Origin of the sequence: Riemerella anatipestifer (assembly GCF_009932355.1) — a bacterium.
Lineage (GTDB): Bacteria > Bacteroidota > Bacteroidia > Flavobacteriales > Weeksellaceae > Riemerella > Riemerella anatipestifer_E.
Window position 1 is genome coordinate 1 of record NZ_LEKU01000020.1, and the last position, 13,632, is coordinate 13,632.

Annotated in this window: 10 protein-coding genes; 7 read left to right on the forward strand and 3 right to left on the reverse strand. The window is 35.7% G+C overall.

The window, feature by feature from the left end; all coding sequences use genetic code 11:
* Positions 1–193: 193 nt before the first annotated feature.
* On the forward strand, positions 194–349 hold the full coding sequence (locus GXW81_RS07505) for a hypothetical protein (protein WP_161531819.1): 156 nt from the start codon (positions 194–196) through the stop codon (positions 347–349).
* A 56-nt stretch (positions 350–405) separates the two neighbouring features.
* Here the strand turns inward: GXW81_RS07505 and GXW81_RS07510 are convergent, their stop codons facing one another.
* The 3 genes from GXW81_RS07510 to GXW81_RS07520 form a co-directional block, all read right to left on the reverse strand.
* Positions 406–918, reverse strand: coding sequence for a hypothetical protein (locus GXW81_RS07510; RefSeq protein WP_161531820.1), 513 nt, complete (start codon positions 916–918; stop codon positions 406–408).
* A 138-nt stretch (positions 919–1,056) separates the two neighbouring features.
* A complete protein-coding gene (locus GXW81_RS07515) occupies positions 1,057–2,451 on the reverse strand; it encodes a DUF5689 domain-containing protein (RefSeq protein ID WP_161531821.1) in 1,395 nt (464 codons plus the stop codon).
* 30 nt (positions 2,452–2,481) lie between these two features.
* Positions 2,482–5,289: a carboxypeptidase regulatory-like domain-containing protein gene (locus GXW81_RS07520; RefSeq protein WP_161531822.1), complete on the reverse strand. Its 2,808-nt coding sequence runs from the start codon at positions 5,287–5,289 to the stop codon at positions 2,482–2,484.
* A gap of 248 nt (positions 5,290–5,537) precedes the next feature.
* Here GXW81_RS07520 and GXW81_RS07525 point away from each other — a divergent pair, with 248 nt between their 5' ends.
* The 6 genes from GXW81_RS07525 (at position 5,538) to GXW81_RS07550 (ending at position 13,628) form a co-directional block, all read left to right on the forward strand.
* Positions 5,538–6,731: an endonuclease/exonuclease/phosphatase family protein gene (locus GXW81_RS07525; protein WP_154137824.1), complete on the forward strand. Its 1,194-nt coding sequence runs from the start codon at positions 5,538–5,540 to the stop codon at positions 6,729–6,731.
* Between the two features lie 106 nt (positions 6,732–6,837).
* Positions 6,838–8,466 carry an acyl-CoA carboxylase subunit beta gene (locus GXW81_RS07530; RefSeq protein ID WP_161531823.1) on the forward strand — a complete coding sequence of 543 codons (1,629 nt, stop codon included), beginning with the start codon at positions 6,838–6,840 and terminating at the stop codon, positions 8,464–8,466.
* Positions 8,466–8,903: a hypothetical protein gene (locus GXW81_RS07535; RefSeq protein WP_161531824.1), complete on the forward strand. Its 438-nt coding sequence runs from the start codon at positions 8,466–8,468 to the stop codon at positions 8,901–8,903. Before GXW81_RS07530 ends, GXW81_RS07535 begins: the two co-directional genes overlap by 1 nt.
* An 88-nt stretch (positions 8,904–8,991) precedes the next feature.
* On the forward strand, positions 8,992–10,761 hold the full coding sequence (locus tag GXW81_RS07540) for a ComEC/Rec2 family competence protein (protein WP_260393574.1): 1,770 nt from the start codon (positions 8,992–8,994) through the stop codon (positions 10,759–10,761).
* A gap of 123 nt (positions 10,762–10,884) precedes the next feature.
* Complete coding sequence (locus GXW81_RS07545) at positions 10,885–11,553, forward strand: succinate dehydrogenase cytochrome b subunit (protein WP_013446918.1); 669 nt, start codon at positions 10,885–10,887, stop codon at positions 11,551–11,553.
* 62 nt (positions 11,554–11,615) lie between these two features.
* Entirely contained in the window at positions 11,616–13,628 is a 2,013-nt protein-coding gene (locus tag GXW81_RS07550; RefSeq protein WP_161531826.1) for a fumarate reductase/succinate dehydrogenase flavoprotein subunit, read from the forward strand.
* Positions 13,629–13,632 lie beyond the last annotated feature (4 nt).

Genomic DNA, 13,632 nt, shown 5'->3' on the forward strand with positions numbered 1-13,632 from the left:
GCTTTTGAATGGACTTCAAAAAATCGGTAAGTTCTTCACCGCTTTGGAATTGTTTAAAAAAATCGTCGTTTAAAAAATCTGCTTTGTTCATCGTGTATAAAAATTTAAAGTTAATAAAAAAACTATCGAGGGTTGCAACCCTCGATAGTTTAAACTTTACACACTTTGTGAGATACTACTAAGAAATCTGTGGATGGGCGTTCAAAGGGAAAATAATCCTGTAAAAACATCTATGGAAATGGTTGTAACTCTTGAAAACGGAGATGTGTATACAATTCCTACTGTTGAGTTAAATAATAATCATAGGGGAGGTCAACCTGATGATAGTTTTCCAGTAGCTCCGTGGTAATTATAATATTAGTATACAGAAAAGCCGTTCCCTTAAAAGGAACGGCTTTTTTGCCTTTAGTTTAAATGCTTTGATAATATAGTAAAGGTGGCAACATCTTCAATATTATCCTCATTAAAATCATCTCTATACTTGAACACTATCTTTCTTCTATCCATACTTACTATTTCATATTCAATCTTCTCCACCCCATTATCTAATATTAGTTTTTTATTCTCCAGTTTGTACTTATATTTTTCTTCATTTCTATTACACCCTGTTTGAGAATCTTTATCTTCCCATATAGCAGTCATAGTACAAATTGGAGTGTCAGTATTAGAAAAATCTATTTCTTTTTCCCACCCACACTTTGAAAATTTATAAGTATAAAACTCTGTTTCTTTAGCTCTACCTCCATATTCAGTAATACATTCAGAATATCTCCAAAACCCTACTAATTTATCCTCTTCTGTATTATAAACATCTACCCAACCATTTCCTTCTTCTCTATCCTTATTACAACTTACTAAAAATGCTGATGAAATAGCTAGTACCAACGCTGTTCCAATTTTAATGATTCTTTTTTTCATAATGATTCTTTTTCTTTTTTTAAATTTGCTAATGCAAAGATAAAGAATAGTTTTATAGTTGTGAACTATCGCAAAGATAATGAAAAAAGCTACTTCAATTGAAGTAGCTTTAGTTTTTAAAATAAAATGTTTAATTTATTATTTTAAAGTAATGTTGTCTAGCTGTATAGTTGTAGTTACAGTAGTTGTTCCAGCATATTCAAAGATGATGTAACCTTTTCCTGTAATAGGGATAGTAAATTCCCCACTGTTTACCCAATCTACTGCGTAGCCATTAACATTCCCTTTTGAGAAAGTAAATTTAGAAGTAATATCTACTAAGTCTGCTTTGTTTACTTCTCCACCAGGAGTGTACTTTGTGGTGTAATATACTTTAAGAGTCTCCCCAGTGTAGTAGCCGTCTTTCGTTTGGAAAGAAAGTTTAGAAGCTCCTGTAAATTCAGCAGGAACAATAAAATAAGCATTTACATTTGTGTTAGATTTAAATGAACTTATTTGGATATAGTTATTACCGCTAAATGCTTTTTGCTCCCAGAAACGATTTCCAAGTACAGAGTAGTTGACGTATTTAGAATCTGCAATTCTTTTGAAATTGGTAGCTGTAGTAACATTATCAAAAGTTTCTGCTATACTTTTGCTATATACAGGTGCATCACCACCTAAAACATTTTTAGCACTTACGAATCTATCTTGTTCAAATTTAACATCGTTTAAATCACGGATGTAGAATTGCCATGTAGAGTTATATTTGCTAACAACTACTGTAATGTCTCCGCTCTTGGTAGGTAAAGTAGTTCCTGCGAAGCGTGCAAACCCACTGTTTCTAACGATTACAGAGTTGTCTTGTTTATCTACTAAAGTTCTATCAACGGTTTGGTTATTAACAGCGTCTGCATAGGTTACCTTACCATCAGCTTCAGCAAACTGTACATTTTTAATAGTAACTAAAGTGTTAATATATTCATCTTTCATAGCATCTGCGATAGAATTTACTACTCTAGGAGTAATAGTTTTAATATCCATGGTATTACCACCACAAACGCCAGTAATGAAGTTTCTCATGTTACCTTCTGGTATTTGCCCAGTAGGGTTTACATATCCTAATTTAACAACACCTCTGTCTATACCTACAGAAAGACCATTAGCTTTAACTCTTACATGAGATCCCACTGGATAGTCTGTGTATAGAAAAGTTTTATTGATAGCCACTTGGATACCTGCGGTAGGATTTTCTGGGCTGTCTTGTATGGTTAGTTGTTTGTAGAAGTTACCACCTTCGTCAGAAGAAACTACATATCCTTCAAAGATTACAGGAGCATCATCTGTTCCATTAGGAACAACATAGTTACTTACAAAGTTAACAGGAGTTGGTGCTAATGCTTTAAAATCTTTAATGGTAATATTAGCTTCAGCAAATTGATTGCTGCATTGGATTGCAGGTGTATCAAATTTGTCATCTTGCACGCAAGAAGTTAATGCTCCAAAACCAGATAAAGCTATTAACGAAATTTTTAAGTATGTTGTTGTTTTCATTTTAATTGTATTAAATGTTAAAAATAAAATTTAGAATCTTACCTGTAGGTTGATAAAGTAGTTTCTACCTTGAGTAAAGAAATATCTAGGTGCAAAATTAGGATACTCTCTATCGTAGTCTCTTCTAAAGTCTGCAAAGTTTACATTTCTTGTCTGTTCAAAACCGCCAGTAGCATACTTGGTATTGTCAAGCACATTGTTTACGGTAGCACTAATAAGCACATAATATTTACCTAACATCCAAGATTTACCAGCGTTGATATTGAAGAAGTAAGCTACAGGAAGTTTAACTTGAGCACTTACTCTTCTATATTCTTGCTCAGAAATACCAGCGTATGGCGTTCCTGTTGCAGGGTTGTTAACAAAGAAATCGGAACGAATTAAAGGTGAAGGGTCAAGGAAGTTATTGCCAAGATAGTTCCAGTTAGCACCTACCCACCAATACTTTGGAGAACTATATTTTATACCTAAAGAGTAAGCCTCTTGAGGAGTACCTCCTTGTCTAAAGTTTTTAATATAAGAAGTTCCGTAACTAGTGTATAACTTACCGTTAGGGAATAGTCCAACCGCATCTGAAGCAAAATACACTTCAGGATTGTTAGTGTAAATGTACTTACCGTAGTTTGCGATACCATTAACAGTAATTGTTGGAGTAACTTTAACCTCTATGCCTAACTCACCACCCATGTTTCTACGGTTTACATTAGACATTACTTGGGTTACAAATGCACTTCTAGCACTAGTAGCATTACCTTCGCTATCTACACCATCTAGCTTGATTCCGTCAGCAAAGAAACGTTGTACATTAGTGTCATTTTGAGTGTCAATAAGGAATGCTGTTGCTCTCACTTTAACAAAAGGAGATGATACCATATAGCTAATATCATTAGCGGCTACTACAGCACTTCTAATGTTAGGTGCAATGGCACTATTAGCTCTTGCATTGATGAATAAATTGTTTAGGTAAGGAGCCTGAGAATAGTAAGCACCGTTATACACTAAGAAATGTCTACCATCTAACTTGTAGATTAATTGACCTTTTAGACCAAAGTTCCAGTAGTCATGATTTTCAGACTTTCCTAATGCATTTTTGTAAAGGTAATGGTTGAAATGCCCTTCTCTGCTATTAGTAATGTGTGCAGCGAGTGCGGATACAAAAACATCAAAGTTACCTGCACTAAACTTTAGGGCTGGATTTATTTTGGCTTCTTGTCTTCGGAAGGTGTAATCGTAGCCAATTTTATCACCTACTTTTTTATGAGTGTTTTCTTCACCTTCGTTGAATAAACCTGAAAGTTTAGGTTGGTTAGTAGCAGCAAAAGGATCTCCGTTAAGAGCATATTGTGCTCCAAGTAAATCTTTTACTTCTCTGTATTGGTCTGATGAATAATTTCTGTAAGAAGCGTTGATGAATAGCTGTGTCTTGTCAGAAAAATTATGAACAAAGTGAGTTCCTACATTCCAAACTTTGTCATCATTAACATCATTCACTAGGAAGTAAACGGCTTGCTCTCTGTTTCTATTAGCAAGATAAAGTCTATCCCAGTTGATTTGAGTGTAGTTTTGGTCGTTACTTTCCCATCTGTTTTTAGTTATATCCAGCTGAGCTATATCAGAAGCAGTAGGATTAGCTAACCCTGCGAAGTAGCTAGGAAGATTTCTGTAATATAGAGGTGATGGGTTCTGAGCGTTGTACCAGTCTAATCTAGACACTTTATCTTTACCAAATTGGTAAGAAACAGTAGTCCAAAGTTGAGATTTACTGCTTATTTTCCAGTAATCTGTAAGTTGTAATATAGGCTGGAATCCTTGTCTTACCCTTTCACTTCTCTTTTCGCCATCTTGCCATCCCCAGAAAGCATTGTAATGTACACCATTATAATCTATTACCTCTTGGGTGTTAGGGCTAGCAGTACTTCTACGGTAAGGAGAGCCTATTAAGTTTAAAGTAAGAGTATGCTTATCGTTTACTTTTTTCTCAATTCCTAGGTAAGCGCCGTAAGCATCATAGAAAGTACCTTCTTGTATCCCTTCTTGTGCCCATCTTCTAGCTCCCATTACAGTAAATGCCCAACCCTTTTTATTCATTCCAGAAGAGTATCTTAAGGAAGTTCTATTACGATAGTTTCTGTTAGTAAGAGATTGGGTAAATTGGAATCCTTTACGGTATTCACTTGCCTTCATGTTTTTATAGACTACAGAGCCAACGCCTCCAAAAGCATATTCAGAAGGAGAGTGGTTTACTGCAATTTCAGGGTATCTTGTGATTTCATTAAGCCCTCCCCAGTTGCCATAATCTACATTACCATTATCGGCATTTTCCATAGAGATACCATTCATCATAACCTCGCTTCTTCTACCATCTATACCTCTTGGTCTGAACCAATAGAATCCTAAATCAAAAGCGGCAACATTACTAAATACATCTCTAGAAGACTGTAATAATCCTAATGTTGCTTGTGAAGAGGATTCGTCCATATTGCTATTGTCATCTAGCAATACTACTCCTAATTCCGAATTTTTAAGGTTAGAAAAAAGAGTAATAATCCCCAAGTCTTTTCTTTTTTCATTTTCAAAAACATCAAACTCTAGGACTTTGGTTTCGTAGTTAGGTTGAGTTACTACCATTTGGTAATGTCCAGGTTTTAAATCTACAAATTGGAAATATCCAATTTTGTCTGCCTTTACATCGTCATTGACTTCTCTTAGGTCGGCTACTGCATTTTCAATGGGTTTTCCATCGGCATCTTTCACATACGCATAGACTGTGGTTTGTGCATAGTAATAAGATGCAGGCAATAAACAGAACATAGAGACTAATGATAATTTCTTAATCATAACATTCTTATTTTTAGTTTTTGAATAAGTTGATTATTCAATCCACAAAATTAACCCATTTTTTTGGTAAATTTTAACAGAATTAAGAATTTTTAATATGTGATTTTTATCACGATTGAATAAATAAGCCATTGGATAAGGGGTTTATCGATGTTGGTGTCTTATGCGATGTTAATTAAAATTAATTTTAATCTACTGTTCGCCTCAAAATCACTAACTTTGCTTTGATATTAAAACTTAAAAAATAAATGAAGATGAAAAAGATATTCTCTTTATTAGTATTGGGACTTTTTTTTACTGGTTTTTCTCAAACTGGAAAGTTGAAAAGAATGGCAACTGTGGGGTTCTATAATGTAGAAAACCTTTGGGACACCATTCAGTCTGCAGATTATATAGACGGAACGCTAGCTCCTAATCACCCTCGTTTCCATAGAAGTATACCACTAGATTCGGTAAAATATTTGGAGCGTGAGGATTATCGAGGTGAGTGGTCGGATTCTAAGCTTATAGGTAAAAAAGTGGTACGTTTTCAAGGTTCTTCGGACGAATTTACGCCGAAGAGTGCTAAAAACTATAACTCAAGTATTTACAATCAAAAATTAGCTAATGCTGCTAGAGTTATTTCTGAGCTAGGAGCTTCGGTTACCAAGACCGCTCCAGTAGTGGTGGGGCTTCTTGAGGTGGAGAATCGCCAAGTAGTGGAAGATTTGGTAAAACAACCAGCGTTAAAGAAATTTGATTATGGAGTAATTCATTATAATTCCTATGATTACAGGGGGATAGATGTAGCACTTATTTATCAGAAAAGAAGATTCAGCCCTACTTATAGTACTAAAAAAGAACTCAAAATATATAATGAGGAAGGAAAGAGAGAGTATACTCGTGATTTGTTGGTGGTTTCAGGATATTTAGACGGAGAGAAAGTTGCTTTTTTTGTCAATCACTGGCCGTCTAGAAGAGGAGGTGAAGCCGTTTCTCTTCCTAAAAGAAATGCTGCGGCTCAGTTGCTAAGAGTACAGATGGATAGTGTAAGGGCTTTAGATGCTAATACCAAATTGGTAGCTATGGGAGATTTTAATGATGATCCCATTAGTAGTAGTTTGAAGAATTACTTAAAAGCAGTAGGAAGTACCAAAGAGCTAAGCCCAGAATATCCTTATCTAAACTTAATGTATCCTTTGTATAAGAAGGGGGTGGCGTCTTTAGCATATCGCGATGCTCCTAACTTGTTCGACCAAATTATAGTTTCTGAAAATTTGGTTAGTCCAAAAGATGCTTCTTATTCTATTTTTAGAACGGAAGTTTATGCACCTGCTTATCTTATCAACAAGGAAGGTAGTTTTAAAGGGTATCCATTCCGCTCTTGGAATGGGGATAAATTTACAGGAGGATATAGCGATCACTTTCCTGTGTTTACAATACTTTACAAGGAAGTTAATTAGAGTGCTTATCTTATAAATAAATAAGAGGTTGTCTTAGTTTAGGGCAACCTCTTTTTTGTTTTCATAAAAACTATTATCTTTAAGGACTAAAAAAAATAGGAAACCTATGGATTTGCAATTCAATAAAAATGAAGATTTAAACCGATTGAAACTTTCAGAAATCAATCAGTTATTAGCTAAAATAAAGAAAGGAGGGGGAGAAAAACGCTTAGAAAAACTCAGAAGTGAAGGTAAAATGACGGCTAGAGAGCGTATAGATTACCTCTTAGATGATAATAAAGATAGCATAGAGATAGGGGCTTTCGCAGGGTTTGAAATGTATGAAGAACACGGGGGGTGTCCTAGTGCTGGTGTAGTGGTTAAGATAGGGTACATTTCTGGTAAGCAGTGTATTGTAGTGGCTAATGATGCTTCGGTAAAGGCTGGAGCGTGGTTTCCTATTACAGGTAAGAAAAATCTTAGAGCTCAAGAAATTGCAATGGAAAATCGTTTGCCAATTATTTATTTAGTAGATTCGGCGGGGGTTTATCTGCCTATGCAAGATGAAATTTTCCCTGATAAAGAGCATTTCGGAAGGATATTTAGAAATAATGCCAAAATGAGTGCTATGGGGATTATCCAAATCTCTGCAGTGATGGGGAGCTGTGTTGCAGGAGGAGCGTATTTGCCTATTATGAGTGATGAAGCTATGATTGTAGATAAAACAGGTTCTATATTTTTGGCGGGAAGTTATCTAGTAAAAGCAGCAATAGGAGAAAGTATAGATAACGAAACACTAGGCGGAGCTACTACGCATTGTTCTATTTCTGGAGTTACCGACTATAAAGCTAAAGATGATAAAGATGCCTTGGATAGAATTAAAAACATAATGAAATCTATCGGAGATTTTGAAAAGGCAGGATTTGACCGAACGGAAAGTTTTTTACCAAAAGAAAATCCTGAAAATATATTTGGTATTATACCTGCGGCTAGGTCGGAGCAGTATGATACCCACGAAATTATAAAGTGTCTAGTAGATAAATCGGAGTATGAGGAGTATAAGCCAGATTATGGTAAGTCTATTATATGTGCAACGGCAAGAATAGACGGTTGGAGTGTGGGGATTGTAGCTAATCAAAGGAAACTGGTAAAAAGCGGTAAGGGAGAAATGCAGTTTGGGGGTGTTATCTATTCCGATTCGGCGGACAAAGCAACCCGATTTATTGCAAACTGTAACCAAAGGAAAATTCCGTTAGTGTTTTTACAAGATGTAACGGGCTTTATGGTGGGGTCTAAATCAGAGCACGGTGGCATTATAAAAGATGGTGCTAAAATGGTAAATGCGGTGTCTAATTCTGTGGTGCCTAAGTTTACCGTTATTACGGGTAACTCTTATGGAGCAGGTAACTATGCGATGTGCGGTAAGGCTTACGACCCTCGTCTTATCGTGGCTTGGCCTTGGGCAGACCTTGCAGTAATGGGAGGTGCTCAAGCGGCTAAAGTATTAGCACAGATACAAGAAGCTACCCTTAGAAAGAAAGGTAAAGAAATTACCGAAGAAGATCGAAACGGAATCTTACAAGAAATATCAAAAAAATATCAAAAACAAACTGAAGCCACCTATGCAGCGGCAAGATTGTGGACAGATGCTATTATTAGTCCGTTAGATACTAGAAAATGGATTTCTATGGGGATAGAAGCAGCCAATCATTCGCCTATTACAGAGAGATTTAATTTAGGTGTTATTCAGGTGTAATGAATAAGGAAAAGAAAAAGCTGTTTAGAAAAGTAAATACAACTACCTATGGTGTTCGTAATCACTTCGGGCAAGATTATAATAGAAGAGACGAAAATCAACAAGGTGGTAAAGGAAAAATGAAGAGAGGTGTAGAAAGAGGATTAGACTATACACCTCTCTTTAGGTTTTTGCTGTCAAAGGTAGGTTCAGATTGGGATAGTGTTTTTAGTGAGGCTAAATCACGACTTGATAAAACTGAGCCTATCTTTTGGATGGTAGCATTAACGGAAAATGAAAAGCAAGAGTTTGTGAGAATAGGAGAGTCTAGTTATTTTTCAGGGCTATTTGTTGATGAAAACAACATTTTGCAAAAATGTGCGCCCGAATTAAATAAATCTAATATGCAAAAATTTTGCAATTGTTGTACTCATACTTTTAATGGTGAGGTGTACTAGGTTCGCTATTGGATAATTAAGTAATATTTTGTTTGGCTGAATTGATTTTTTGCTTAATTTGGTATCCTGTATCAGTTTGTTTATCAAAGTGAAAAAGCAAATTCTTTTTAGCCTTTTTATAAGTTTTTCATTAGGTGTCTTTTTGCAAGACCTTAATGGGTTTTCGTGGCAACAGCTCAATCTTATAGCTACATTAGGAGTTATTAGCCTTGGGTTAATTTGGGTAAAAGCAGATTGGTTAGTTCAAATTAGAATTTGGTTGCTCAATATCTTTTTTCTTTGTTTTGGAGTATTTACTCATTACCTTAATTCGGAAAAGTCAGTTTTGTCGAGTGTTTCTAAAAAGGAAGAACTCGTTTTTAAAATTGAACAAAAGCTGAATTCAACGGTTAAAAATAAACGCTATGAAATAACAGCATTTCATCAAAATCAACCTTTTAAAGCAGTTTTATCCGTTCCAAAAGATTTGGAAGAATTGGATTATAAACACTATTATCAATCTCAACTCAGTTTATATCCGTTGGAGTCTTCCAAAAATAATTACCAGTTTGATTATGCCAAATTTCAAGCAAGGAAAGGTGTTTATTATAGAGCTTATGCTAAGGATTTACACAAAGCGCCAAAATCAGAGCTTACTTTCTCCGAAAAAATGAAACAATGGCGACTGGAACTCCTTAGTAATATAGATAAAAACGAAAAGCTTTCACAACAAACTAGAGCTTTCCTAAAAGGAATTGTTTTAGCTGATAGAACAGAGGTAGATGCAGAAACAAATACCAATTTTAGGAGAAGTGGTTTAACACATGTTTTAGCCATTTCTGGGTCGCATATTGCAATTATCTTTGGGGTGATCTATATGCTACTGAGTTTGATTGTGCCAGCAAAATTTAGGACAGGCGTAATATTGTTTAGCTTGGTGTTAATTTGGATTTTTGCTTGGTTTATCGGTTGGGGAAGTTCTGTTGTTAGGTCTTGTATTATGCTCACTGTTTATTTTGGTTTTGTTCTTTTGCAAAGAAAACCTCAAGTTTTGGACGCTTTAGCCTTAGCAGGACTGGGGATTCTGATGGTAGATACACAAGAATTGTTTTCGGTAGGGTTTCAGTTGAGTTTTTCTGCGGTGTTGGGGATTTATTGGTTTAATAAACCTATCATTCGTCTTTTTCCAAATCCTAAAAACAAAATTCAAAAACTATTACTTTATACTTTTACTGTGTCCACGGCGGCACAACTTGGGACGCTACCTATTGTGATTTACTATTTTCATCAGTATTCGGCGTGGTCTATTTTGGCTAATCTTGTAGTACTTCCTTTGATGGAAATTGTGATTATACTATCATTTTTAATGACAATCGTTTTTGGTTTAGGTATTTATTGGAGTTGGCTATCTTTTGCTTATGATTGGCTGATTAAAGCGTTGCTATGGCTGATAGGTTTCTTTGGTAAAATAGAGCTAGGGTATTTTCAAGATATACCGTTGAGTATTTGGGAGATGGGAGCTTTGGCGGTAGGACTTTATTTTCTAAGAGAAATATTGGTTCGGTTTAGATGGAGAGGTTTTATGAAGTTGATGTTTTCTGTACTTTTATTTTTCGGGATTAAAATGGGGTTAGATGTTAGAGCTTATCACGATAAAGAAGCGAGATGGCATTATCATTATCACACTAAAGTGTTCTCTGTTTTGGATAAAGGGAAAGTGTATTTTTGGGTGTCAGATAAAGATAATTTAGAGATGTTAGAAAGTTATCTCATAAAACCTTATGTGATTTCTAAAAGAGCTGAAAGTTATAAAGTAAAAATGATGTCTGAAGAAGTAAATGAGGTTATTTTTAATGGAAAAAGGTATCCGTCTCAATAGCCTTTATGGTGTATTAAATATTTTATTTAGAAAGATTATAAACTGTGTATTTCTGATGTTTCTCATTTTTAAGAAACTTAACATTTTTTTAACTTTGTGAAAATTTAAAATAATAAACTCAATATGGCAGGTTTAACAAGTTCTACGATTGGTAGAAAGTATGCAATGGCACTATCAGCAATATTTTTGTTAGTGTTTTTAGTGATGCACCTTTCGGTTAATATGCTTTCCGTTTTTAGCGAGAGTGCGTTTAACCAAGCGTCTTATTTTATGGGATACAATCCTTTTGTACAATTTTTAATGCAGCCAATTTTGATTTTTGCTGTGTTTTTTCATTTTGTGATGGGGTTTGTATTAGAAGCTAAAAATAACAAAGCTAGACCTGTGAAATACGCAGTGAATGGTGCTAAGGCTAACTCTTCGTGGATGTCTAGAAATATGATTATTTCTGGAGCAGTTATTTTGGCATTTTTAGCACTTCATATGTATGATTTTTGGGTGCATGAGATGACTTACAAGTACATTCCTGGAGAAGGAGATCCTAGCGATGTTGCTCGTTTTTGGGAAGAATTACACGAGAAGTTTTCTAACCCTGTTAGAGTGGCTTTTTATGTGGTTTCTTTTGTGCTTTTAGGGTTACACTTAGCACACGGTTTCCAATCTTCGTTCCAGTCTATAGGAGCTAGACACCCTAAGTATACACCTTGTATTATGGCTTTAGGGAAGTGGTATTCTATCCTTATTCCACTAGGTTTTATATTTGTGGCAGTATTTCATTTCGTAACTCAATAAAATTTAGATTTTAAGTTTTTGTCAATTTAAAATTTAAATCATTTAATTTAAAATATCTAAAAATGAGTATATTAGATTCTAAAATTCCAGCAGGTCCATTGGCGGACAAGTGGAAAAATCATAAAAATCACATGAACCTAGTAGCCCCTAACAACCGTGATAAGATAGATGTTATCGTGGTAGGAACAGGGTTAGCAGGTGGTTCTGCTGCTGCTACTTTAGCGGAGCAGGGTTATAATGTGAAAGCATTTTGTTATCAAGATTCTCCTAGAAGAGCTCACTCTATTGCGGCTCAAGGAGGTATTAACGCCGCTAAAAACTATCAAGGAGACGGAGACTCTATCTACCGATTATTCTACGATACTATTAAAGGGGGAGACTACCGTGCTAGAGAGGCTAACGTTTATCGTCTAGCGGAAGTTTCTGCTAATATTATAGACCAATGTGTTTCTCAAGGAGTTCCTTTTGGTAGAGATTACGGAGGTCAATTGGATAACCGTTCTTTTGGTGGGGTTCAGGTGAAAAGAACTTTCTATGCTAAAGGACAAACAGGTCAGCAACTTCTACTAGGAGCTTATTCTGCGATGAGCCGTCAGATAGGTAAAGGTAGAATTAAAATGTACAACCGTCATGAAATGATGGAGTTGGTAATTGTTGACGGAAAAGCAAGAGGGATTATTGCGAGAAACCTAGTAACTGGAGAGATAGAAAGACACTCTGCACACGCAGTAGTTATTGCTTCTGGAGGTTATGGTAATGTTTATTTCCTTTCTACAAATGCTATGGGATCTAACTGTTCTGCAGCTTGGAAAATCCACAAGAAAGGAGCTTATTTTGCAAACCCTTGTTTCGTTCAGATACACCCTACTTGTATTCCTGTTCACGGAACACAGCAATCTAAACTGACGTTGATGTCTGAGTCTTTGAGAAACTCTGGTAGAATATGGGTTCCTAAAAAGATGGAGGATGCTGTAGCTATTAGAGAAGGTAAGCTAAGACCTGAAAATATCAAAGAAGAAGATAGAGACTACTATTTAGAGAGAAGATATCCAGCGTTTGGTAACTTAGTGCCTCGTGATGTGGCTTCTAGAGCAGCTAAAGAGCGTTGTGATGCTGGTTTTGGTATCGAAAATAACGAAACTAAGGAAGGTGTTTACCTAGACTTTTCTACCGAAATAATGAAGAAAGGTAAGGAAGCGGCTTTAGAAAGAAACCTACACAATCCTTCAGAGCAACAAATCTACGATTTAGGTAAAGCTTGGGTAGAAGAAAAGTACGGAAACTTATTCCAAATGTATGAAAAGATTACAGCGGATAATCCGTATAAAACGCCAATGAAGATTTATCCAGCGGTACACTATTCTATGGGTGGTGTTTGGGTAGATTATAACTTGATGTCTACAATACCAGGTTGCTTTGTGATTGGAGAGGCTAACTTCTCAGACCACGGTGCTAACAGGCTTGGAGCTTCTGCTCTAATGCAAGGTTTAGCAGATGGGTACTTCGTATTGCCTTATACAATAGCAGATTATCTTTCTGCGGATATTAGAACGGGGCAAATTCCTACAGATACACCAGCTTTTGAACAAGCAGAGAAAGAAATACAAGAGAAAGTTAATTTCTTTATCAATAATAACGGAACTCACTCTGTAGATTATTTCCATAAGAAATTAGGAAATGTAATGTGGAACAAGGTGGGTATGGCTAGAAATGAGCAAGGCTTGAAAGAAGCTATCCAAGAAATTGAAGAAATTAGAAAAGATTTCTGGCAAAATGTAAGAGTTCCAGGGGAAGCTAATGGTATGAACCCTGAACTAGAAAAGGCATTCCGTGTGGCGGATTTCTTAGAGCTAGGTCAGCTTATGGCAATGGATGCACTTAACAGAAACGAATCTTGCGGAGGACACTTCCGTGAAGAATACTCTACTCCAGACGGAGAAGCACAGAGAGATGATGAGAACTATAAGTATGCCGCAGTTTGGGAATACAAAGGAGAAGACATCAATCAGGAAGTCTTACACAAAGAAGAACTGGTTTACGAGAATATAGAAGTGAAAACAAGAAGTTATAAATAATCTC

What these genes read in the sequence shown, in the direction of transcription:
- GXW81_RS07505 (WP_161531819.1), top strand. Translation starts at nt 194, where the DNA reads ATGGGCGTTCAAAGGGAAAATAATCCTGTAAAAACATCTATGGAAATG.
- GXW81_RS07510 (WP_161531820.1), bottom strand. Translation starts at nt 918, where the DNA reads ATGAAAAAAAGAATCATTAAAATTGGAACAGCGTTGGTACTAGCTATT.
- GXW81_RS07515 (WP_161531821.1), bottom strand. Translation starts at nt 2,451, where the DNA reads ATGAAAACAACAACATACTTAAAAATTTCGTTAATAGCTTTATCTGGT.
- GXW81_RS07520 (WP_161531822.1), bottom strand. Translation starts at nt 5,289, where the DNA reads ATGATTAAGAAATTATCATTAGTCTCTATGTTCTGTTTATTGCCTGCA.
- GXW81_RS07525 (WP_154137824.1), top strand. Translation starts at nt 5,538, where the DNA reads ATGAAGATGAAAAAGATATTCTCTTTATTAGTATTGGGACTTTTTTTT.
- GXW81_RS07530 (WP_161531823.1), top strand. Translation starts at nt 6,838, where the DNA reads ATGGATTTGCAATTCAATAAAAATGAAGATTTAAACCGATTGAAACTT.
- GXW81_RS07535 (WP_161531824.1), top strand. Translation starts at nt 8,466, where the DNA reads ATGAATAAGGAAAAGAAAAAGCTGTTTAGAAAAGTAAATACAACTACC.
- GXW81_RS07545 (WP_013446918.1), top strand. Translation starts at nt 10,885, where the DNA reads ATGGCAGGTTTAACAAGTTCTACGATTGGTAGAAAGTATGCAATGGCA.
- GXW81_RS07550 (WP_161531826.1), top strand. Translation starts at nt 11,616, where the DNA reads ATGAGTATATTAGATTCTAAAATTCCAGCAGGTCCATTGGCGGACAAG.